This is a genomic window from Pseudomonas sp. LAIL14HWK12:I7 (assembly GCF_000483465.1).
Lineage (GTDB): Bacteria > Pseudomonadota > Gammaproteobacteria > Pseudomonadales > Pseudomonadaceae > Aquipseudomonas > Aquipseudomonas kermanshahensis.
Window position 1 is genome coordinate 135,922 of the sequence record NZ_AXYZ01000014.1, and the last position, 21,076, is coordinate 156,997.

Annotated in this window: 18 protein-coding genes and 1 pseudogene; 11 read left to right on the plus strand and 8 right to left on the minus strand. The window is 62.5% G+C overall.

Features of this window, described 5'->3' with window-relative positions:
* The first annotated feature begins 24 nt into the window (after positions 1-24).
* The 5 genes from rimO to tsaA all read left to right on the plus strand — a co-directional run bounded on the left by rimO (position 25) and on the right by tsaA (position 4,110).
* Positions 25-1,356, plus strand: coding sequence for a 30S ribosomal protein S12 methylthiotransferase RimO (gene rimO / locus D886_RS0114900; RefSeq protein WP_027594684.1), 1,332 nt, complete (start codon positions 25-27; stop codon positions 1,354-1,356).
* Between the two features lie 259 nt (positions 1,357-1,615).
* Positions 1,616-2,074, plus strand: a complete 459-nt coding sequence (locus tag D886_RS0114905) for a GNAT family N-acetyltransferase (RefSeq protein WP_027594685.1) — start codon at positions 1,616-1,618, stop codon at positions 2,072-2,074.
* A gap of 112 nt (positions 2,075-2,186) precedes the next feature.
* Positions 2,187-2,897, plus strand: coding sequence for an rRNA pseudouridine synthase (locus tag D886_RS0114910; protein ID WP_027594686.1), 711 nt, complete (start codon positions 2,187-2,189; stop codon positions 2,895-2,897).
* A gap of 49 nt (positions 2,898-2,946) precedes the next feature.
* A complete protein-coding gene (locus D886_RS0114915) occupies positions 2,947-3,408 on the plus strand; it encodes a DUF1456 family protein (protein WP_027594687.1) in 462 nt (153 codons plus the stop codon).
* A 6-nt stretch (positions 3,409-3,414) separates the two neighbouring features.
* On the plus strand, positions 3,415-4,110 hold the full coding sequence (gene tsaA, locus D886_RS0114920; RefSeq protein WP_027594688.1) for a tRNA (N6-threonylcarbamoyladenosine(37)-N6)-methyltransferase TrmO: 696 nt from the start codon (positions 3,415-3,417) through the stop codon (positions 4,108-4,110).
* A 58-nt stretch (positions 4,111-4,168) separates the two neighbouring features.
* Here the strand turns inward: tsaA and D886_RS0114925 are convergent, their stop codons facing one another.
* The 4 genes from D886_RS0114925 to D886_RS0114940 all read right to left on the minus strand — a co-directional run bounded on the left by D886_RS0114925 (position 4,169) and on the right by D886_RS0114940 (position 8,632).
* Positions 4,169-5,491 (minus strand): dicarboxylate/amino acid:cation symporter, encoded by a 1,323-nt coding sequence (locus D886_RS0114925; RefSeq protein ID WP_027594689.1) that lies wholly within the window; start codon positions 5,489-5,491, stop codon positions 4,169-4,171.
* Between the two features lie 384 nt (positions 5,492-5,875).
* Positions 5,876-7,222, minus strand: a complete 1,347-nt coding sequence (locus tag D886_RS0114930; RefSeq protein ID WP_027594690.1) for an ATP-binding protein — start codon at positions 7,220-7,222, stop codon at positions 5,876-5,878.
* The gene (locus tag D886_RS0114935; protein ID WP_027594691.1) at positions 7,219-7,896 is read right to left on the minus strand and encodes a response regulator; all 678 of its coding nucleotides are present in this window, start codon (positions 7,894-7,896) and stop codon (positions 7,219-7,221) included. The genes D886_RS0114930 and D886_RS0114935 overlap by 4 nt, the downstream gene beginning before the upstream one ends.
* Before the next feature lie 130 nt (positions 7,897-8,026).
* Positions 8,027-8,632, minus strand: a complete 606-nt coding sequence (locus D886_RS0114940) for an outer membrane beta-barrel protein (RefSeq protein ID WP_027594692.1) — start codon at positions 8,630-8,632, stop codon at positions 8,027-8,029.
* A 129-nt stretch (positions 8,633-8,761) separates the two neighbouring features.
* Here D886_RS0114940 and D886_RS0114945 point away from each other — a divergent pair, with 129 nt between their 5' ends.
* Positions 8,762-9,553: a dienelactone hydrolase family protein gene (locus D886_RS0114945; RefSeq protein WP_027594693.1), complete on the plus strand. Its 792-nt coding sequence runs from the start codon at positions 8,762-8,764 to the stop codon at positions 9,551-9,553.
* Between the two features lie 80 nt (positions 9,554-9,633).
* On the plus strand, positions 9,634-10,335 hold the full coding sequence (locus tag D886_RS0114950; RefSeq protein ID WP_027594694.1) for a 4'-phosphopantetheinyl transferase: 702 nt from the start codon (positions 9,634-9,636) through the stop codon (positions 10,333-10,335).
* A gap of 3 nt (positions 10,336-10,338) precedes the next feature.
* Here D886_RS0114950 and D886_RS0114955 read toward each other — a convergent pair whose 3' ends face one another.
* Both D886_RS0114955 and D886_RS0114960 read right to left on the minus strand, forming a co-directional pair.
* The gene (locus D886_RS0114955; protein ID WP_027594695.1) at positions 10,339-11,946 is read right to left on the minus strand and encodes an ATP-binding protein; all 1,608 of its coding nucleotides are present in this window, start codon (positions 11,944-11,946) and stop codon (positions 10,339-10,341) included.
* Positions 11,943-12,641: a response regulator transcription factor gene (locus tag D886_RS0114960; protein ID WP_027594696.1), complete on the minus strand. Its 699-nt coding sequence runs from the start codon at positions 12,639-12,641 to the stop codon at positions 11,943-11,945. The genes D886_RS0114955 and D886_RS0114960 overlap by 4 nt, the downstream gene beginning before the upstream one ends.
* A 623-nt stretch (positions 12,642-13,264) precedes the next feature.
* Between D886_RS0114960 and D886_RS0114965 the strand changes: the two genes are divergently transcribed.
* The 3 genes from D886_RS0114965 (at position 13,265) to D886_RS0114975 (ending at position 18,156) form a co-directional block, all read left to right on the plus strand.
* Positions 13,265-16,144, plus strand: coding sequence for a ribonucleoside-diphosphate reductase subunit alpha (locus tag D886_RS0114965; protein ID WP_027594697.1), 2,880 nt, complete (start codon positions 13,265-13,267; stop codon positions 16,142-16,144).
* 138 nt (positions 16,145-16,282) lie between these two features.
* Complete coding sequence (locus D886_RS28590) at positions 16,283-16,414, plus strand: hypothetical protein (protein WP_256208043.1); 132 nt, start codon at positions 16,283-16,285, stop codon at positions 16,412-16,414.
* 491 nt (positions 16,415-16,905) lie between these two features.
* Complete coding sequence (locus tag D886_RS0114975; RefSeq protein ID WP_027594698.1) at positions 16,906-18,156, plus strand: ribonucleotide-diphosphate reductase subunit beta; 1,251 nt, start codon at positions 16,906-16,908, stop codon at positions 18,154-18,156.
* A gap of 54 nt (positions 18,157-18,210) precedes the next feature.
* Here D886_RS0114975 and D886_RS0114980 read toward each other — a convergent pair whose 3' ends face one another.
* Complete coding sequence (locus D886_RS0114980) at positions 18,211-18,669, minus strand: GNAT family N-acetyltransferase (protein WP_155951426.1); 459 nt, start codon at positions 18,667-18,669, stop codon at positions 18,211-18,213.
* Positions 18,670-18,770: 101 nt separating this feature from the next.
* Here D886_RS0114980 and D886_RS0114985 point away from each other — a divergent pair, with 101 nt between their 5' ends.
* Complete coding sequence (locus tag D886_RS0114985; protein WP_027594700.1) at positions 18,771-20,249, plus strand: PLP-dependent aminotransferase family protein; 1,479 nt, start codon at positions 18,771-18,773, stop codon at positions 20,247-20,249.
* Between the two features lie 104 nt (positions 20,250-20,353).
* Here D886_RS0114985 and D886_RS27000 read toward each other — a convergent pair.
* Positions 20,354-21,073 (minus strand): annotated as a pseudogene (locus tag D886_RS27000) (type II toxin-antitoxin system HipA family toxin); the annotation flags it as partial.
* Positions 21,074-21,076: the final 3 nt, after the last annotated feature.

The window sequence follows — 21,076 nt, forward strand, 5'->3', positions numbered from 1 at the left end:
CTGTATTCAATACCGAGGTTAGTCATGTCCACCACTCCCGCCACTCCTAAGGTAGGTTTCGTAAGCCTGGGTTGCCCAAAAGCCCTGGTCGATTCCGAGCGCATTCTGACCCAGCTGCGCATGGAAGGTTATGAAGTCGTGCCCACCTACGAGGACGCCGACGTGGTGGTGGTCAACACCTGCGGCTTCATCGACAGCGCCAAGGCCGAGTCGCTGGAAGTGATCGGCGAAGCGATCAAGGAAAACGGCAAGGTCATCGTCACCGGTTGCATGGGTGTCGAGGAAGGCAGCATCCGTGATGTGCACCCGAGTGTGTTGTCGGTTACCGGCCCGCAGCAGTACGAACAAGTGGTCAACGCCGTGCACGAAGTGGTGCCGCCACGCCAGGACCACAACCCGCTGATCGACCTGGTGCCGCCTCAAGGCGTCAAGCTGACCCCGCGTCACTACGCCTACCTGAAGATTTCCGAAGGCTGCAACCACAGCTGCAGCTTCTGCATCATCCCGTCGATGCGCGGCAAACTGGTCAGCCGCCCGGTGGGTGAAGTGTTGAGCGAGGCCGAGCGCCTGGTCAAGGCGGGCGTCAAGGAGATCCTGGTGATTTCCCAGGACACCAGCGCCTATGGCGTCGACGTGAAGTACAAGACCGACTTCTGGAACGGCCGCCCGGTCAAGACCCGCATGCTCGAGCTGTGCGAAGCGCTGAGCAGCCTGGGCGCCTGGGTCCGCCTGCATTATGTGTACCCGTACCCGAACGTAGACGACGTGATCCCACTGATGGCCGCCGGCAAGATCCTGCCGTATCTGGATATCCCGTTCCAGCACGCCAGCCCGAAAGTGCTCAAGTCGATGAAGCGCCCGGCCTTCGAAGACCGTACCCTGGCGCGCATCAAGAACTGGCGCGAGCAGTGCCCTGAGCTGGTGATCCGTTCGACCTTCATCGTCGGCTTCCCTGGCGAAACCGAAGAAGACTTCCAGTACCTGCTCGACTGGCTGACCGAAGCCCAGCTCGACCGCGTCGGCTGCTTCCAGTACTCGCCTGTCGAAGGCGCCCCGGCCAACGACCTGGGCCTGGACGAAGTGCCGGATGACGTCAAGCAGGACCGCTGGGACCGCTTCATGGCGCATCAGCAAGCCATCAGCAGCGCGCGCCTGCAGCTGCGCATCGGCAAAGAGATCGAAGTGCTGATCGACGAAGTCGAGGAGCAAGGTTCGGTAGGCCGCAGCTTCTTCGATGCGCCAGAGATCGACGGCAGCGTGTTCATCGATGGCGACCATGGCTTCAAACCCGGCGACAAAGTGCGTTGCCGGGTGGTGGATGCCGACGAGTACGACATGTGGGCAGAGCCTGTCTGATCAACGCAAAGCGCTGAAATACCGGGGGCGCATTGCGCCCCTTGTGTTGCCACGTCCGCCCATACCCTCCGGTCATGCGCACTCCCGGTAGGAGCAGCCTTGTGCTGCGAAGAGGCCGGTGCTAGCAGCGAAGATTTACGGCGTTGCCACTGGCCTCTTCGCAGCACAAGGCTGCTCCAGTGGAATGGTTAGGCTGATCTGACGCCGACCTTTGCATTTGCATCTATCGTTTTCCTCAGTGCCCAGGAGGAATACACGGATGCGCCAGGTTTCGACGCTGCATACCCCCCATCTGCGCGACTACCCCGAGCTGACCCAGGTTTGGGAAGACTCAGTGCGCGCGACCCACGATTTCCTGCCTGATGCCTATATCCTGCTGCTGCGCGAACATGTGCTGCACCGCTACCTCGATGCGGTGATGCTGATTTGCTGCAAGGACTCACAGCAACGCATCCAGGGCTTTGCCGGCGTGGCCAATGGGCGGGTGGACATGCTGTTCGTCGCGCCCTCATGCCGTGGCAAGGGCATTGGTAAACGGCTGCTGCATTACGCCATCGATGAACTGAATGCCGAACGTCTGGATGTCAATGAGCAGAACCCGCAGGCGCTGGGGTTCTACCTGCACGAAGGTTTTGAGGTAGTTGGCCGTTCGCAGACCGATGGGCTGGGGCAGCCCTACCCTTTGCTGCACCTGCGGCTGATCCGCGCAGGGGCCTGACGCTTCTGCCGTGTTGTCTCGCCAAAACGGCGTAAATGACACAGATTCCCAGCCCCTCGACCGCCCAGGCAGGTACAATGGCGGCCTTTCCCTGCCTTTGCGAATCGCCGTCATGTCTGAGCCCGTCCGCCTGTCCAAACGCCTTATCGAGCAATTCGGCTGTTCCCGCCGCGAAGCCGAGCTGTACATCGAAGGCGGCTGGGTCACGGTCGATGGCGTGGTGGTCGAGCAGCCGCAGTTCAAGGTCGACGGCCAACACGTCGAGCTGCTGCCCGGTGCGCGTGCCGAAAATCTCGAACCCGTGACCCTCCTGCTCAACCAGCCTGCCGGCCTGGACACCGAGTCGGCCCGTATCAGCATGACTATGGACACCCTCAGCGAGGCGCACCGTGAAGGTGTTCGGCCGCTGCATGGGCACTTCACCAAGCTGTCCTGCATTGCCCCCCTCGAGCGTGGCGCCAGCGGCCTGCAGATTTTCACCCAGGATTGGCGCGTAGCGCGCAAGATCGACGCCGACCTGCGTCGCCTGGAGCAGGAATACATCATCGAAGTCAGCGGCGAAGCCACCCCGCAGGCGCTGGAGCGCCTGGCCCGTGGTGTGATGCGCAATGACCGGGAGTTACCCAAGGCCAAAGCCAGCTGGCAGAACGAAACCCACCTGCGCCTGGCCTTGAAAAACCCGCAGCCGGGGCAGATTTCCGAACTGTGCGCCAGCCTGCGCCTGCAGATAATCAGCATGCGCCGCATTCGCCTGGGCGGTGTGTCCATGGGCAAGCTGCCACTGGGACAGTGGCGCTACATGGCTACCAGCGAACGTTTCTAAGCAATACCGCCGCGCCGGATGGCACGGCTCAGAACAGGATTTCAGCCAAATGAACCACAACGATGTACTGCGCAGCCTGCGCTACATGCTCAAGATCAACGACGCCAAAATGGTCGGCATCATCAAGCTGTCGGGCCTGGAGGTCAGCGCCGAGACCCTGGCCAGCTACCTCAAGAAAGAGGAAGAGCCCGGCTTCGTGCGCTGCCCCGACCCGGTGATGGCGCACTTTCTGGATGGCCTGGTGATTCATCGCCGCGGCAAGGACGACAGCCGCCCGCAACAGCCGGTCGAGCTGCCGGTGACCAACAACACCATTCTGAAAAAGCTGCGCGTGGCGTTCGAGCTCAAGGAAGAAGACCTGCACGCGATACTCAAGTCGGTCAACTTCCCGGTCTCCAAACCCGAACTCAGCGCGCTGTTCCGCAAGGTCGGCCATGACAACTACCGGCCCTGCGGCGACCAGTTGCTGCGCAACTTCCTCAAGGGCCTGACCCTGCGCGTGCGCGGCTAAGTGGCCATGCAGCATACGGTTTCACCGATCGGCATCGTCCGCTCCTGCTTCAAGGAAAAGTTCGCCATCCCGCGCCAGCCCCACCTGGCACCCGCGGCGCGTGGCGTGCTGGAGCTGCTGCCGCCGTTCGACCAGGGTGATGCCGTGGCGGGCCTGGAGCAGGTCAGCCATGTCTGGCTGTTGTTTCTGTTCCACCAGGCCCTGGAAGACAAGCCACGCCTGAAAGTGCGCCCACCGCGCCTGGGCGGCAACAAGAGCATGGGCGTGTTCGCCACCCGTGCCACCCACAGGCCCAATGGTATTGGCCAGTCGGTGGTACGCCTGGAAGGCGTGGAGCCTGGGCGCCTGCTGCTGTCCGGGATCGACCTGCTCGATGGCACCCCGGTGCTGGATATCAAGCCTTACGTACCCTATGCCGACAGCATTGCCGGTGCCAGTAACCAGATGGCCAGCGAAGCGCCCGCCGCCATTGCCGTGCAATGGCACGACGATGCCCTGCCTCAGGCCCACGCGCATGCGCTGCGCCTGGGCGAGCCACTGGTGGAGCTGATCGAGCAGTGCCTCGGGCAAGACCCGCGGCCGGCGTATCAGGTGCCACCACCGGAGCGGGTGTATGGGGTCAAGTTCTGGGATGTGCAGGTGCGCTGGCATTATCCGCAGCCGGCGCTGATCCGCGTGCTGGAAGTCGTGTTGGATCATTGATCCGAGCGTGCACAAAAAAGGCGACCCGAAGGTCGCCTTTTTCATTGCCTAACCGCGATCAGCGCGCCGGGCCTTCAGCCACGCCCAGGTCGTCGGTCGGACGGGTGTCTTCCAGCGGTGCGCCGCCAGATGCCAGCTCCGAAGCCAGCTTGTCGTTGTCCATTTCATTGACCCACTTGGCCACGACCACGGTGGCAACGGCGTTACCGACCAGGTTGGTCAAGGCACGGGCTTCGGACATGAAGCGGTCGATGCCCAGGATCAGCGCCAGGCCAGCAACCGGCAGGTGGCCAACCGCCGACAGGGTGGCTGCCAGCACGATGAAGCCCGAACCGGTCACGCCAGCAGCGCCTTTGGACGCCACCAACAGTACCAGCAGCAGGGTGATCTGGTGGGTGATGTCCATGGTGGTGTCAGTCGCCTGGGCGATGAACACGGCGGCCATGGTCAGGTAGATCGAGGTGCCGTCCAGGTTGAACGAGTAGCCCGTCGGGATGACCAGGCCAACTACCGATTTCTTCGCACCCAGGCGCTCCATCTTCGCCAGCATACGTGGCAGCGCGGACTCAGAAGAAGACGTGCCCAGCACGATCATCAGCTCTTCGCGGATGTAGCGGATCAGCTTGAGGACGCTGAAGCCGTGAGCGCGGCAGATACCGCCGAGGACCACCAGGACGAACAGCAGGCAGGTCACGTAGAAGCAGGCCATCAGGTAGCCCAACTGCACCAGCGAACCCACGCCGTACTGGCCGATGGTGAAGGCCATGGCACCGAAGGCACCGACCGGGGCCAGCTTCATGATCATGTTGATGATGTTGAACATGACATGGGCGAAGCGGTCGATCAGGTCGAGCACCGGCTTGCCGTAGCTGCCCAGGCGGTGCAGGGCGAAGCCGAAGATCACCGAGAACATCAGCACTTGCAGGATATCGCCGTTGGCGAAGGCACCGACCACAGTGTTGGGGATGATGTTGAGCAGGAAGCCAACGGTGGTCTGCTGCGCGCCGGCGGCGGCATAAGCGGCCACGCTGCTGGCGTTCAGGGTGGTGACGTCGATGTGCATGCCAGCGCCTGGCTTGACCACGTTGACGACGACGAGGCCGATGATCAGGGCGATGGTGGAGACGATTTCAAAGTACAGGAGCGCGTAGCCGCCGGTCTTGCCTACCGACTTCATGCTCTGCATGCCAGCGATGCCGCTGACCACGGTGCAGAAGATGATCGGGGCGATGACCATTTTGATCAGTTTGACGAACCCGTCACCCAGGGGTTTGAGGGCAACGCCGGTTTCGGGATAGAAGTGGCCGAGCAGGATGCCGATGGTGATGGCGACCAACACCTGGACATACAGGGATTTGTACAGCGGCTGACGTGTCGTCATGGCTAATTTCCTCAAGTGTGCCGGTTCACCCTTCCCAGGGTGATGGGGCACCTGAATCGCTAACCCTCCTGCACATGGAGGGATTTGTCGTTGTGTTCGAGCTGCCTGGGCAGGCCTCTGCCAGGATCAATAGCAAGGGCAATGCCAAAATGCCCACGAAGGGTGCAAAGGCCGAGATTGCTAGGGACAAGTGCCCAACGACAGGGCGAAAAAGCTGAGGAAGGCTGGCGGATTTCCGCCCGTTGGCGGGATTTGTACAAGGGGTGATGGCGGGAATCCGCCCATAGTGTATGGCGGTATGGCCCTTTCGCGGGTGAACCCGCTCCCACAGGGGAGCACTGCTTTCAAGCATGTGCATGCCTGTGAAAGGGCGGGTACTGCCGATCAATCCAGCGTGAAGGTGATCCGGAACGCCGCGCCACCCAGCGGCGAATCACCCAGGCTCAAGCCGGCGTCATAGCTGTCGACGATGTCTTTGACCACCGCCAGCCCGATGCCCTGCCCCGGGTGCTGGCTGTCCAGCCGCTCGCCGCGCTCCAGAATGCGCTCGCGCTGATCGGCCGGCACCCCTGGCCCATCGTCTTCGATGCACAGCGTCAGTTGGCCTGGGGTTTCTTCCAGGCTCACCCGTACGTGCCCCAGGCTCAACCGGTAGGCGTTTTCCAGCAGGTTGCCGAGCAGTTCCAGCAGCGCGCCCTGCTCCATCGGCAGCTGCGCGGCCTCGGGTATGTCCAGCGCGACGCTGACCTGCTTGTCGCGGTAGACCTTGGCCAAGGTGCTGCACAAGCTGTCGAGCAAGGGCTTGAGTTGCACGCTGTGACGCACCAGGCCGCTCTTGCGCAGGCTGGCGCGCTGCAGTTGGTAGTCGATCTGCTGGCTCATGCGCTCGATCTGGCTTTGCAGCACGCGCGCCTGCTCGCGCTCACCGCTGCGCTGGCGCAAGCTCTCGCCCACCCCTTGCAACACCGCCAGCGGTGTCTTCAGGCTGTGCGCCAAGTCATCCAGGGAGTCACGGTAGCGCTGACGTTGTTCGCGCTCGCTGTGCAGCAGGCGGTTCAACGAACCGGTCAGGCGCAGCAGCTCACGGGGGTGCTCGCGGCTCAACCCGTCACGCGCGCCGGCCTCGACCTCGTCCAGCTCGCGGCTCAGCCGCCGCAGCGAACGCAGGCCCCAGGTCAGGCCAGCCCACAACAGCACCAGCAGCGCCAGCAAGGCTGCGCCAAACCCCAGGTAGAGCTTTTCGCGCAGGCCATCGAGGGTGTGCTGGTACTCGCGCACCGGTTGCAGCGCAACGATGCTGTAGGCCGCGCTCTGGCCGCCGAGCAGCTTGATCTCGACGTCATAGACGAAGAACTCTTCGCCATCGCCTTGATGGATGCGGGCGAATTCGTTGCCACGGCCGTCATAGCGGGGGCGGTAGTTGATGTTCTGGTCTGCAGTGGCCCGCGACTGCCACACCAGGTTGCCGTCGCGGTCGAAGATATAGCCGAGCAGGCCGGTGTAGGGCAGGTTATAGCGTTCGTCCGGCAGCAGTGTCGGCATCTGCAATTGGCCGTGCTCGATGCGGGCGGCGGAGATCAGCGTGGTCACGTCCGAGGCCAGGCGTTGCTCGATGGATTCCTGCAGGGCAAGGCTGAACGCCTTCTGCAAGGCAGGCAGCAGCGCCAGCATGAACAGCAGCGCCAGCACTGCGGCCGCCAACATCAGGCGCACCCGCAGGGAACGGATCATCGGCAGCGCTCGGTAAACAGGTAACCCAGGCCGCGCACTGTGTCGATCGGTTTGAAGCCGTTATCACCTTCCAGCTTGCGGCGCAGGCGCCCTACCAGCACCTCGATCACATTGGGGTCACGTTCTTCATCGCCTGGGTAGAGTTGCTCCATCAGGCGGTCCTTGGCCACCACCTGCTGGTGGTGGCGCATGAGGTATTCGAGGATGCGGTATTCGTAGGCGGTCAGGGCCAGGGGCTGATCGTCCAGGGTCGCCTGCTTGCGGTTGAGGTCGAGCAGCAGCGGGCCTGCGGCGATGGTCGACTGGGTGAACCCGCTGGAGCGGCGCAGCAGCGCGTTGAGGCGCGCTTCGAGTTCTTCGAACTGGAAGGGTTTGACCAGGTAATCGTCGGCACCGGCGGCCAGGCCTTCGACCTTGTCCTGCCAGTTGCCACGGGCGGTGAGGATGAGAATGGGGAAGGTCTTGTTCTGGCTGCGCAGGCGGCCGATCAGTTCCAGGCCGCTCATGCCCGGCAGCCCCAGGTCGATCACGGCCAGGTCGAAGTGGTACTGCTCGGCCTGGTAAAGGGCCTCTTCAGCATCGGCGACAGCCTGGACCACGTGGCCGCTTTCGCCCAGGCGGGTGTAGAGGTGATGGCGAAGCAGCGCTTCGTCCTCGACCACCAGCAGTTTCATGTGCTGCTCCTTGTTTATATGGCCTGTGCCGGCCTCTTCGCAGCGCAAGGCTGCTCCTACAGGCACAGTGGTTGCCCGATGTAGGAGCAGCCTTGCGCTGCGAAGAGGCCAGTGCAGGATAACAACTACCTCAGAACTTGTAGTTCGCCGACAGATAAGTTTGTGCACTGCTGGTCAGGCGCAGGGTGCCGTCTTTCGGCCCGCCGCTGGCGCCCACCTCGGTTGCAGCATTGGTGCGCAGGTAACGGTAGCCCATCTCCACCGATGCCTTGTCGGTGATCTCCTGGATCACACCTGCCTGCAGGCCCACCGCGTAGCCATAGTCGGTATCACGGCTGGCACCTGGGGAATCCTGGGTCAGCTTGGTCATGCCCAGGCTGCCGCCGCCGAACAGTTTGGTGGTATCGCCCACCGGCAGGAACAGGTCATAGCTGCCCAGCAGGTTTTCCTGGCGCAACTTGAGGCCGCTGTGGTCGCCCGAGACGTTATCGTAGGTCATGTAGTAGCGACCCTGGTCGTTGATCTTACCCACGCGCACGCCCCAGGTGTCGTCCTTGCCGATGATGCCGTCGGCGTTCAGGTTGTCGGTGTTGCGTTGCAACAGGCCCGACTTGCGGACTTTATCGCTGGTCTGGCCGTAGGTCAGGCTGGCGAAGTTTTCATCGGCGGCCTGGGCGGTGGTAATGCCTGCGGCGCAGACGGCCATGGCGGCGAGCAAGGTGTTGAAGGTTTTCATGGCTTCGTACTCCAGTTGGATGCGCTGTTTCTGTCTGGAAGCTAGAGTAAGGAGGGCACCCTGAACCGTGACTGAACCCTGGCTGAACCAGGGCTGAACGAACTGTCTGCAAGACAAGGAGTAGTAAACATGCGCGCCCTGCTGGCCCTGACCTTGATGTGCAGCACCGCCCTCGCCCAGGCGGCGGTAGTGACCCGCGAGATCCCCTACCAGGACGACGATGGCAAGCGCTATGTCGGCTACTACGCCTATGACGATGCACTGGACGACAAACGCCCGGGCATCGTGGTGGTGCATGAGTGGTGGGGCCTGAACGACTACGCCAAGCGCCGCGCCCGCGACCTGGCAGCCTTGGGCTACAAAGCGCTGGCGATAGACATGTACGGCGATGGCAAGCACACCGAGCATCCGCAGGATGCTCAGGCGTTCATGGCCGAAGCGATGAAAGACCCGGCTGCCGCGGCCGCGCGCTTCGACGCTGGCCTGGAGTTGCTGAAAAAGCAGCCGAACGTCAACAAGCACCAACTGGGCGCAGTGGGTTACTGCTTCGGTGGCAAGGTGGTGCTCGATGCGGCGCGCCGGGGAGAAAAGCTCGATGGCGTGGTGAGTTTCCATGGCGCGCTGGCCACCCAGACGCCAGCCAAGCCGGGCGTGGTCAGGGCCGACATACTGGTCGAGCACGGCGCGGCGGACAGCATGGTCACCGAACAACAGGTCGATGCGTTCAAGGCGGAAATGGACGCGGCCAAGGTCAACTACAAATTCGTCAGCATCCCCGGGGCCAAGCATGGCTTCACCAACCCGGACGCCGACCGTTTGAGCCATGGCGAGCATGGTGGGCCGGACATTGGTTACAACAAGGCAGCCGATGAAAGCTCATGGGCGGATATGCAGGCCTTCTTCAAGAACGTGTTCAAGTAACGATCGCCGGGGCCGCTTTGCGGCCCATCGCGACGCAAGGCCGCTCCCACACAGCCGTCGCGGCTGGCACAATAGCCCCCATGAACACACTTCCCACCTGCTGCTCCCCACTTCAGCACCACTGGCCCCTGCCCCGCCCGTTGCCGGGTGCAGTGTTGGTCAGCTGTGCCTTCGACCCGGCCCACCTGGCTGCCGACGACTTCCAGCGTGCCGGCATTGCACAAAGCGCCAGCCTGCAACGCTCGGTGGCCAAGCGCCAGGCCGAGTACCTGGCCGGCCGTGTCTGCGCCCGCGCCGCCTTGCAACGCCTGGATGGCCGCGACTTTGTGCCGGGCACCCATGAAGACCGCTCGCCCATCTGGCCGGCCGGTATCCACGGCTCGATCACCCATGGCAAGGGATGGGCCGCCGCCGTTGTCGCGGGCCAAGGCAGCTGCCGCGGGCTGGGCCTGGATCAGGAGTCGCTGCTCGATGACGAACGTGCCGAGCGCCTGATGGCGGAAATCCTCACCCCCGCCGAACGTGAGCGCCTGGACCGCCGCCAGCTCGGCCTGACAGTGACGCTGACCTTTTCGCTCAAAGAAAGCCTGTTCAAGACCCTCTACCCGCTGACTCGCCAGCGTTTCTATTTCGAGCACGCCGAAGTGCTGGAGTGGTCCACCGAGGGTTTGGCCCGCCTGCGCTTGCTCACCGACCTGTCACCCGAATGGCAACGCGGCAGTGAACTGCAGGGCCAGTTCTGCCTTCAGGACGGCCACCTGCTGAGCCTGATCAGCGTCTGACCTTTACTGGGGCGCCTGTGCACGCGGCCAGTTGAGGCTGAAGCAGGCGCCGCCCAGCGCCTCGCTGCGCCCTACCGTGGCCCTGCCAGCGTGCCAGTAGATGATCCGCCGAACGATCGACAGGCCCAACCCATGCCCACCAGAAGCCCGGGTGCGGCTGTCGTCGAGCCGGGTGAAAGGCGTGAAGATGCGGTCCCAGACGCCCTCCGGGATGCCTGGCCCGTCATCTTCCACATCGACCCTGCAGCGTTGCTGCCCCAGTTGGTAACTCAGCCGAACTTCGCCCTCGGCATGGCGCATGGCGTTGCTCACCAGGTTCTGCAGCGCCCGGTGCAGGTAGCGCGGCTCGGCCTCGACCCAGGCCCCATCGGTTTCAGCCCCTTGGCAAGCACCGCGTACCACCTTGATGCCGGCCCGCAGCGGCGCCAGTTCCTCGATCACCCGGTCAAACAAGGCATCGAGGTCGACCCGCTGGAATTTCAGCGCCGGCGCACCTTGCTCAAGGCGGGCGTAAGTCAGCATCTCGTCGACCAGTTTGTCCAGGTCCTGGATGTCGCCATCCATGCCGGCCAGGTGCTTGGCGCGGGCTTGGTCGGTACTCGCGGTCTCGATCATCTCCAGGCCAAAGCGCAGGCGCGCCACCGGTGTGCGCAGCTCGTGGGACACCGCCCGCACCAGCTCGCGCTGCATGGTCAACGAGCGCTGCAGGTGCTCGGCCATGCCATTGAATGCTGCAGCCAGGCGCCCGACCGAATCGGCGTCACCGGCCGGCACACGGGTGTCCAGGCTGCCCTGGGCAATACGCGTGGCCGCAATCTCCAGGCCCGACACACGCCGCTCCAGCTGGCGCACCAGCAAATACACCACCAGCCCGATCAGGCACAGCCCGAGAAAGGCAATAAGGATCAGCAACTGCGGCGGGTACGGGTTGAGCTGATGCAACGGGCCGATTTCCAGCACCCAGGGAGACCCCGAGAGCCCGGAGAACACACGGATCGAATCGCCATCCTTGCCCAGGGCCATGACGGTATCGCCCTCCTCTACCCGCCGCCGCTGGTCGTCATCCAGGCCGACCCGCTCCAGGCGTTGCAGGGCGATGTCGAAACCAAACCCCTTGCTCTGCTTGAGTTGCGCAAGGCGCTGCTGCTGCTCGGTCACCGGGTAACGCACCAGCTCGTCCGCCAACAGGTAAAGGGTGGCCCGGGCCAACTGCTCGCTGACCTGCTTGATCTGGGCCACCAGCAGTACATCCTCGCGGCCAACCTTGCGCAGCACCTGGGCGGCGTGCGGGCCGGTCTTCTCGACCACCACCAGGCCGCGATACAACCGGGCCCGCTGGCCACCGTCAAGGGTGCGCGCCGACATCGGCTGCAGCGCCAACGGCACCCCAAGCAGGCGCTCCCACATCAGCAATGAGCGCTTGCGTTCGGTTTCGTTCTGCACGGCCAGGTTGTCGGCCATCAGGCTGAAAGTGCCTTGGGCCAGGCCCTCGCGGTGCTGGGCGGCGCGCACTTCGTTGACCAGGTGCAGGCTGAGTACCCCGAGCAGCGCCACCAGCACCAGCACGGCGAGCATGCCGCCATAGATGCGCAGAAAGATCGAGTTGTTCATGGCGCCTCGCCGACGAACAGGTAACCCTTGCTGCGCAGGGTCTTGATCAGGCGTGGGTGGATCGGGTCGTCACCGATCTTGGGGCGGATCTTGGAAATGCGCACATCGATGGAGCGGTCCTGGCCGTCGTAGCCGACACCGCGCAGGGCGGTGAAAATCTGCTCGCGCGACAAAACCCGGCCGGCGTTGCTGGCCAGCAGCCAGAGCAGGTCGAATTCGGCGCCGGTCAGGTCTATCAGTTGCTCGCCCAGCCGCGCTTCGCGCAGGCGGTTGTCGATGCGCAGCGGGCCGAAGGCCAGGTCCAGGCGCTTGCTTTCGGGCGCTTCGCTGCGCCGCAGCAGGGCCTGGACACGCGCCAGCAACACGCGCGGGCGCACCGGCTTGCACACATAGTCGTCGGCGCCCAGGTCCAAGCCCTGCACTTGGTCGAGTTCGTCGCTGCGGGCGGTGAGCATGAGGATCGGGCCCGCATATTGGCCGCGCACCCGGCGGCAGATGCTCAGGCCGTCTTCACCGGGGAGCATGAGGTCGAGAATCACCAGGTCAGGCTGGCTGTCGACAATGCGTCGCACCGCGCGGCCGCCATCGCCCTCGACGGCCACCTCGAAGCCGTTGGCCTGGAGGTATTCGGCCGTGAGCTCGGCCAGGCGCTGGTCGTCTTCGACGATGAGGATGCGGGGGGTGGGTTGGTCCATGGCCTTTGCCTTTCAATTGTTGTTTTTCTATCGCCGATACTACGTTCCGCCCCGAGCACTGCCAACCGACCTGCAGTGCCACACTCGCCACTGGACTGAACCGTTTTTTGTGGTAGGGTTCGCGCCCTCAAAATTCTGCCTTGGGGCAGCGCGCTGAAGAAAAATACTGCAAACCACTTGGCACAAGGCCTACAGGCCATACCCACAAAGTACGCACAACTTATCCACAGGCGCTCGCCTTGCAAAGACCCTGATACCGCATTATCTTGTATCCCGATCGCAGCGAACCACTACATGTTGGGGTTCGTGCAAAATCACACACAAAAGTCAACCCGGCAAATTATTCGATTTTCCGGTTGAACTTCAGGTGATTTGACCAGCCATACCGCTCCAGCGGACTACTGAACTGCAACAGCTTTTGGGTACTGCCCAAAACCTTTGACTTCGGCCAGGGAGCGGCAAGCTATTGCCCCTTATTCCTGAGTCTGTCCCGAAGTCGGTACGCCCGAGCGGGCGGATGCGCGCGCATGACGCATCCCCGCACGGGTGATCGAGCAAGTGGACGGAACGGTGGGCGCCCAAAAGGCGCCTGTACAATATAGAAACTGTGGAGACACCCACCCATGCAAACCGACACAACTCGCGAGAACCCGCAGGCCCAGGTGCCGCAGGCCGCCGATTCCAACCAGGATCTGGCTGCCACCGCCCCCGGCCAACTGCGCGTGATCAAGCGCAACGGCACTGTCGTCCCCTACACCGACGACAAGATCACCGTGGCCATCACCAAGGCGTTCCTCGCAGTTGAAGGCGGCACCGCCGCCGCCTCGTCGCGTATCCACGACACCGTCGCGCGCCTGACCGAGCAGGTCACTGCCACGTTCAAGCGTCGCATGCCATCGGGTGGCACCATCCACATCGAAGAAATCCAGGACCAGGTCGAACTGGCCCTGATGCGTGCCGGTGAGCAGAAAGTCGCCCGCGACTACGTGATCTACCGCGACCAGCGTGCAAAAGAGCGCGCCACCCGCGCCAACACCGACGCCGTGGTCGAGCCGCACCCAAGCATCCGCATCACCTTGGCCGACGGCAGCCTGGCGCCGCTGGACATGGCGCGCCTGAACACCATCATCAGCGAAGCCTGCGAAGGCCTGGCCGAAGTCGATGGCGACCTGATCCAGCGCGAAACCCTGAAGAACCTGTACGACGGCGTGGCCATCAAGGACGTCAACACTGCCCTGGTGATGACCGCCCGTACCTTGGTCGAGCGCGAGCCGAACTACTCGTTCGTCACCGCCCGCCTGCTGATGGACACCCTGCGTGCCGAAGGCCTGGGCTTCCTCAGCGTTGCCGACAGCGCTACCCACCACGAGATGGCCGAGCTATACGCCAAGGCGCTGCCAGCCTACGTCGCCAAAGGTATCGAGTTCGAGCTGCTGAACCCGGCCCTGGCCGACTTCGACCTGGAAAAACTGGGCAAGGCGATCAACCACGAGCGCGACCAGCAGTTCACCTACCTGGGCCTGCAGACCCTGTACGACCGCTACTTCATCCACAAGGATGGCGTGCGCTTCGAGCTGCCACAGGTATTCTTCATGCGTGTGGCCATGGGCCTGGCGCTGGAAGAGAAAGAAAAAGAAGCCCGTGCAATCGAGTTCTACAACCTGTTGTCGTCCTTCGACTACATGGCCTCGACCCCGACCCTGTTCAACGCCGGTACCCTGCGCCCGCAGCTGTCCAGCTGCTACCTGACCACCGTGCCGGACGACCTGTCGGGCATCTACCACGCGATCCACGACAACGCCATGCTGTCGAAATTCGCCGGTGGCCTGGGCAACGACTGGACCCCTGTGCGTGCACTGGGCTCCTACATCAAGGGCACCAACGGTAAATCCCAGGGCGTCGTACCCTTCCTGAAAGTGGTCAACGACACCGCCGTTGCGGTCAACCAGGGCGGCAAGCGCAAGGGCGCTGTCTGTGCCTACCTGGAAACCTGGCACCTGGACATCGAAGAATTCATCGAGCTGCGCAAGAACACCGGTGATGATCGTCGTCGTACCCACGACATGAACACCGCCAACTGGATCCCTGACCTGTTCATGAAGCGCGTCTTCGATGACGGCAAGTGGACCCTGTTCTCGCCCTCGGAAGTGCCTGATCTGCACGACCTGACCGGCAAGGCCTTCGAAGAGCGCTACGAGTACTACGAAGCCCTGACCGAGTACAACAAGATCAAGGTGTTCAAGACCATCCAGGCCAAAGACCTGTGGCGCAAGATGCTGTCGATGCTGTTCGAGACCGGCCACCCATGGCTGACCTTCAAGGACCCGTGCAACCTGCGTTCGCCGCAGCAGCACGTGGGCGTGGTCCACAGCTCGAACCTGTGCACCGAGATCACCCTGAACACCAACAAGGACGAGATCGCGGTCTGCAACCTGGGCTCGATCAACCTGCCGAACCACATCGTCGATGGCAAGCTGGACACCGCCAAACTGCAACGCACCGTGAACACTGCCGTGCGCATGCTCGACAACGTGATCGACATCAACTACTACTCGGTGCCGCAAGCGCGTAACTCGAACCTCAAGCACCGCCCTGTTGGCCTGGGCATCATGGGCTTCCAGGACGCACTGTACCTGCAGCACATCGCCTACGGTTCCGACGCTGCGGTCGAGTTCGCCGACAAGTCGATGGAAGCGGTCAGCTACTTCGCGATCCAGGCGTCCTGCGACCTGGCCGACGAGCGTGGCGCCTACGAGACCTTCCAGGGTTCGCTGTGGTCCAAAGGCATCCTGCCGCTGGATTCGCAACAGATCCTGATCGAGGCCCGTGGCCAGAAGTACATCGACGTCGACCTGAACGAGACCCTGGACTGGGCGCCGGTGCGTGCTCGCGTACAAAAAGGTATTCGTAACTCGAACATCATGGCCATCGCGCCGACCGCGACCATCGCCAACATCACTGGCGTGTCGCAGTCCATCGAGCCGACCTACCAGAACCTGTACGTGAAATCGAACCTGTCGGGCGAATTCACCGTGATCAACCCGTACCTGGTTCGCGACCTGAAAGCCCGCGGCCTGTGGGACTCGGTAATGATCAACGACCTGAAGTACTACGACGGTTCGGTGCAGCAGATCGAGCGTATCCCGCAAGAGCTGAAAGACCTGTACGCCACCGCGTTCGAAGTCGAGACCAAGTGGATCGTCGATGCTGCCTCGCGTCGCCAGAAGTGGATCGACCAGGCTCAGTCGCTGAACCTGTACATCGCTGGCGCTTCGGGCAAGAAGCTGGACGTGACCTACCGCATGGCCTGGTACCGTGGTCTGAAAACCACCTACTACCTCCGTGCCCTGGCTGCGACCAGCACCGAGAAGTCGACCATCAACACCGGCAAGCTCAACGCCGTTTCCAGCGGCGGCGACAGCGCCCCGGTTCAGGCCGCCGGCCCGGCACCTGTGCCAAAGGCGTGTGCGATCGACGAGCCTGACTGCGAAGCCTGCCAGTAAGGCCTGATGCCGCAAGGGGTGCCCACGGGCGCCCCTTGCGGCATTTTTGTATCCGCGCTCCAGAGAAGCCTTGCCCTTTGCCCACCGCTCGCGCGGCTCGGTAAAAGAGCAGGACCTCTCAAAAAAAGGATGTACCCCATGGCGCGGAAAAAAGTGGCAACTCGCAAAATTGGTCGCAATGCTGAAACCGGCCGCTTCACCTCGGTCGAAGAAGCACGCAAGCACCCCAAGACACATGTGGTCGAGACCCTGCGCAAGCAGTGCAGCTAACACGTACTGTGTAGGAGCAGCCTCGTGCTGCGAAGAGGCCGGTGATGGCAGCGAAATGTGCTGTGCTTGCGCTGGCCTCTTCGCAGCACAAGGCTGCTCCTACATGACGCGCAAACCCCATATACAGTGTTTAACAAACAAAAAACCACAACATATAGTGCCAAACCTTCGTTTAGCGGCTACACTCTTGCCCGAACGAACGGCACACCCTTGGTGAACGGATGCGCGCCAAACCGGTCGAAAAAGTTACCCTCGCCGGCCAGACTCGCACCCCGATCGAAGGCGAATTCCGGTATACTGCGCCCCCTCTGAAAAGGGCACATTTCAAGTCCCTGGCCCCTCTGTGAGGCCTGGCCAGGCACAAGCACATCCAGATGTAACGAGAGTCAGCCTCTCGAGCTGTCCATTCGCCGTAACGGCCTTGCGTCAGGCATCACATTCTTAAAATCCAACCGGTTGCCTGAGGGCGACCCTCAAGCAGGAGCCAAACCATGCTGAGCTGGGACGAATTCGACAAGGAAGACGGCGAAGTAGCCGCCAAAGGCAACACCCCTGCGCAGGCCAACGCCGCTGCCACGCTCGACAAGCTCGACAGCGCCGGCGGTGCCGCCGCCCTGGAAGCCCGTGCCGCTACCGCTTCTGACTCCGAAGCCGTAAAACGCGCCAAGGCTGCCCTTGACGCCCTCGACGTTGCCGAAGGCCTGGCCGAGCTGGAAGGCTCTGCTGCCCGCGTTGCGGTCGATGAAAAGCGCATGATCAACTGCCGCGCCGACCTCAACCAGCTGGTGCCATTCAAGTACGACTGGGCCTGGCAGAAGTACCTCGACGGCTGCGCCAACCACTGGATGCCGCAAGAGGTCAACATGACCGCCGACATCGCCCTGTGGAAGAGCCAGGACGGCCTGACCGAAGACGAGCGCCGCATCGTCATGCGTAACCTCGGCTTCTTCTCCACCGCAGACTCCCTGGTTGCCAACAACCTGGCCCTGGCCGTGTACCGCCTGATCACCAACCCGGAGTGCCGCCAGTACATCCTGCGCCAGGCCTTCGAAGAGGCGATCCACACCCACGCCTACCAGTACTGCATCGAGTCGCTGGGCATGGATGAAGGCGAGATCTTCAACATGTACCACGAGATCCCGTCGGTCGCGAAGAAAGCCGCCTGGGGCCTGAAGTACACCCGCGCCATCTCCGACCCGGAATTCAACACCGGCACCCCGGAAACCGACAAAGAGCTGCTGCGCAACCTGATCGCCTACTACTGCGTGCTGGAAGGCATCTTCTTCTACTGCGGCTTCACCCAGATCCTGTCGATGGGCCGCCGCAACAAGATGACCGGCGTTGCCGAGCAGTTCCAGTACATCCTGCGTGACGAGTCGATGCACCTGAACTTCGGTATCGACGTGATCAACCAGATCAAGATCGAGAACCCGCACCTGTGGGATGCCTCGATGAAAGAAGAAGCGACACAGATGATCCTGCAAGGGACCCAGCTGGAGATCGAATACGCCCGCGATACCATGCCGCGCGGTGTACTGGGCATGAACGCAGCGATGATGGAGGACTACCTCAAGTTCATCGCCAACCGTCGCCTGACCCAGATTGGCCTGAAGGAAGAGTACCCAGGCACCACCAACCCGTTCCCGTGGATGAGCGAGATCATGGACTTGAAGAAGGAGAAGAACTTCTTTGAGACGCGTGTGATTGAGTATCAGACTGGTGGGGCGTTGAGCTGGGACTGATTGTCCGGGCTGAGCATCGAGAAGGCTGCCAATGGGCAGCCTTTTTTTTGCGTGCTAACAAGCCATCCGGTACTCGATTACCCCCGGCTTTTCAGCAATCCAGTCGTACAGCCGCTGTGCAGTCTGGTTGGTTTCCTGGGTATGCCAGTACAGCCGGTCGCACTGTTTCTCCCGTGCCTGGCCCTGAACGTACTCGATCAACTGCTTGCCAACCTGCCTCCCTCGCGCGTTTGGGCAAACGTACAGGTCTTCCAGATAGCAGAAGTCGTTACGCCCCCAAGTCGAGCGATGGAACACAAAATGGACGAAACCGAGGATGCGCTCACCGTCCGTGGCGACGGCGCAGTGCACGGGCTCTGCCGGGTCGAAAAACCGGGCCCAGGTCAGCTCGGTGGTGGCCTGGCTCAGCGCTACTTTGTAGAACGCCTGGTACTGGTCCCAATAGGCGGACCATTGAGGGAAATCGGTCTGCTTCAACTCGCGGACTGACATCAATACTGGTGCAACTGTCATCGTGGACCCCTTTCAATGTGGGAATGGTCTGAAAACAGGTGCATTTATAGCGATAGAATGGCCTGTATAGCCCCACCACTTTTCGCAAGCGAACCAGACCAATGTTCAAACACGCACAACTGCAATCGGTCAAAGCCTGGATGAGCGACCCGGCCCATGGCGCGTTGCCGTTGCATGTGCGGATCCAGCGGGCGATTCGCCAATTGATACTTGATGGCGCGCTGCCGGTCGGTAAATCGCTGCCGGCTTCACGCCCATTGGCCCAGTCGCTGGGCGTTTCGCGGGATACTGTGGAGGCGGCTTACAGCCAGTTGCATGCAGAGGGTTTCATCGAGCGTCGGGTGGGCAGCGGAAGCTTCGTCTCGCAACGCGCACGGCATCTGCCACGGCGACAGCAAAAACGCGAAACGCGCTGCGATGAGCCACCTCAACTGAGCCGCAGGGCGATGGCCGTGCTGCAGAGCGGGGGCGTGAATAATTTCCAAGGGCCGCGCCCGTTTGCACCGGGGGTAGCCGAGACCCGGCACTTCCCCCTGGCGATCTGGGAAAGGCTGGAGCGCCAGGTGTACAAGGAATTTGGCACCCAGGCATTGGAGCACAGTGCGCCACAGGGCATGGCCTGCCTGCGCAGCGCGATTGCTGACTACCTTAACCTCGAACGGGGCGCGCAGGCGTCTGCCGACCGGGTGCTGATCCTCACCAGCTCGCAGCAGGCGCTTAGCCTATGCGCGCAGGTGCTCATGGATGCAGGCGATCAGGTACTGGTCGAAGACCCGCTCTACCAAGGCACGCGCAAAGCCGTCGCGGCAGCAGGCCTCGAAGGCGTGCCGGTGCCAGTGGATGAAAACGGCCTGCAGGTGGAACGCATGGCGCGGTTGGCCGCCAATGCCAGGGCGGTGTTTCTGACGCCGTCCCATCAATATCCCACCGGCGCGACGTTGTCGCTGGACAGGCGCCTGCAGGCCATCGAGTGGGCAAGGCAGCAGCGCGCCTGGATCATCGAAGATGACTACGACAGCGAGTTCCACTACGAGGGCCGGCCGACCGCCTGCGTGCAGGGCCTGGACCCGCATGAACGCACGCTGTACATCGGCACGTTCACCAAGTCGCTGTTCGCCGGGCTGCGCATCGGCTACTTGCTGTTGCCGCCTGCTCTCGTCGCGCCGATGACCAGTGCACGCACGCTGCAGGATGGGCATACGGCCTCCATTGCCCAGCTGACCCTGGCGCGGTTCATGGAGGGCGGGCACTACACGGCGCATGTGCGGAGCATGCGAGCGCTGTATGCCGCGCGCCGGGACATGCTGGCAGAGCTTGTGCACAAGCACTTGGGGGCGTTTCTGGCGCCAAGCATTCCGGCCGGGGGGCTGCAGATGCCCTGCCACTTCGTGCAGGACTTGCCGGAAGATGCAGTAGTGAGGGCGGCGCATGCGGCGGGGATCGACCTGTTGGGGCTCGGCAGTTTGTATGCATCGCCGAGGAATGATGTGGGCCTGTTGATGGGGTTCGCGGCGCTGACGCCTGGCGAGATGCGTGTAGCGGTGGGGAAGCTGGCGAAGGTGTTTGCGGGGCTCAAGTAGAGGCCTCGCGCCCGCCACAAAGGCATCGATGTGCCGTACTGGGGCGCCCAGAGACGTGGTCGAGGGTGAGACCGTTGCTAAGTCTAGAAGCAATTGCGGCTGCTTCAACTCACCGACTGGAGCAGCGCACTGTTTTCGTCGATACGGCCTTGCACGGTTTGCAGCGTTTCCTGGGTGATCATCTGCGGATACATACGCTCGGCCATGCGCCTAAACTGGCTCGCTGCTGCGCATATGCGGTCGATGATGGCGGCGGCGGACGCCGGCGTAATGTCTGCTTCGCTTGCCAGGCGCAGTATCGCTTTCCGGTCGATCGCCAAGGCCTCCCCCATCACATCCATCTGATGATAGCCGCCAGGGCCTTCGCAAAAGGTCACGTCATACGCGGGTGCCAGTTTCCACTCGCCTGCTCGCGACATCACGTAGGAAAAATTCTTGGGATGGTCATCGCGGTTATTGAACACCACGTTAAAAACAACTCGCTCAAAGGCGCGCGCTTTCTCTCGCAGGTCGTTGGTGCACAGATGAGTCGCCCGCAAGAAGTTGACGTAATCCAGGGCACCGGGTGACCTGAAGTCGGCGCCGGTATAGGCCGCCAAGCTCTGCATCGGCACACGCAGATCCCCCTGGCGATCAAAACGTCGGCTGGCGAAAGCGGCCAGCCCATTTGGCAAACTGAAATGCTGGGTATCAGGCGTCGCAATGCCGCACTGACGTAGGCACGCGGCATAGACCATTTCGATAGCGCAGACTTCAGGGTGCTCTTCTCTCGCCGGGAACTTGATCAGCCAAGCTTCCAGGCCTGCCCTGGCAACGGTAGTAAATGC

Excerpts from the sequence above, each read along its gene's own strand:
- rimO (WP_027594684.1), top strand. The coding sequence starts at position 25 with ATGTCCACCACTCCCGCCACTCCTAAGGTAGGTTTCGTAAGCCTGGGT.
- D886_RS0114905 (WP_027594685.1), top strand. The coding sequence starts at position 1,616 with ATGCGCCAGGTTTCGACGCTGCATACCCCCCATCTGCGCGACTACCCC.
- D886_RS0114910 (WP_027594686.1), top strand. The coding sequence starts at position 2,187 with ATGTCTGAGCCCGTCCGCCTGTCCAAACGCCTTATCGAGCAATTCGGC.
- D886_RS0114915 (WP_027594687.1), top strand. The coding sequence starts at position 2,947 with ATGAACCACAACGATGTACTGCGCAGCCTGCGCTACATGCTCAAGATC.
- tsaA (WP_027594688.1), top strand. The coding sequence starts at position 3,415 with ATGCAGCATACGGTTTCACCGATCGGCATCGTCCGCTCCTGCTTCAAG.
- D886_RS0114925 (WP_027594689.1), bottom strand. The coding sequence starts at position 5,491 with ATGACGACACGTCAGCCGCTGTACAAATCCCTGTATGTCCAGGTGTTG.
- D886_RS0114930 (WP_027594690.1), bottom strand. The coding sequence starts at position 7,222 with ATGATCCGTTCCCTGCGGGTGCGCCTGATGTTGGCGGCCGCAGTGCTG.
- D886_RS0114935 (WP_027594691.1), bottom strand. The coding sequence starts at position 7,896 with ATGAAACTGCTGGTGGTCGAGGACGAAGCGCTGCTTCGCCATCACCTC.
- D886_RS0114940 (WP_027594692.1), bottom strand. The coding sequence starts at position 8,632 with ATGAAAACCTTCAACACCTTGCTCGCCGCCATGGCCGTCTGCGCCGCA.
- D886_RS0114945 (WP_027594693.1), top strand. The coding sequence starts at position 8,762 with ATGCGCGCCCTGCTGGCCCTGACCTTGATGTGCAGCACCGCCCTCGCC.
- D886_RS0114950 (WP_027594694.1), top strand. The coding sequence starts at position 9,634 with ATGAACACACTTCCCACCTGCTGCTCCCCACTTCAGCACCACTGGCCC.
- D886_RS0114955 (WP_027594695.1), bottom strand. The coding sequence starts at position 11,946 with ATGAACAACTCGATCTTTCTGCGCATCTATGGCGGCATGCTCGCCGTG.
- D886_RS0114960 (WP_027594696.1), bottom strand. The coding sequence starts at position 12,641 with ATGGACCAACCCACCCCCCGCATCCTCATCGTCGAAGACGACCAGCGC.
- D886_RS0114965 (WP_027594697.1), top strand. The coding sequence starts at position 13,265 with ATGCAAACCGACACAACTCGCGAGAACCCGCAGGCCCAGGTGCCGCAG.
- D886_RS28590 (WP_256208043.1), top strand. The coding sequence starts at position 16,283 with ATGGCGCGGAAAAAAGTGGCAACTCGCAAAATTGGTCGCAATGCTGAA.
- D886_RS0114975 (WP_027594698.1), top strand. The coding sequence starts at position 16,906 with ATGCTGAGCTGGGACGAATTCGACAAGGAAGACGGCGAAGTAGCCGCC.
- D886_RS0114980 (WP_155951426.1), bottom strand. The coding sequence starts at position 18,669 with ATGACAGTTGCACCAGTATTGATGTCAGTCCGCGAGTTGAAGCAGACC.
- D886_RS0114985 (WP_027594700.1), top strand. The coding sequence starts at position 18,771 with ATGTTCAAACACGCACAACTGCAATCGGTCAAAGCCTGGATGAGCGAC.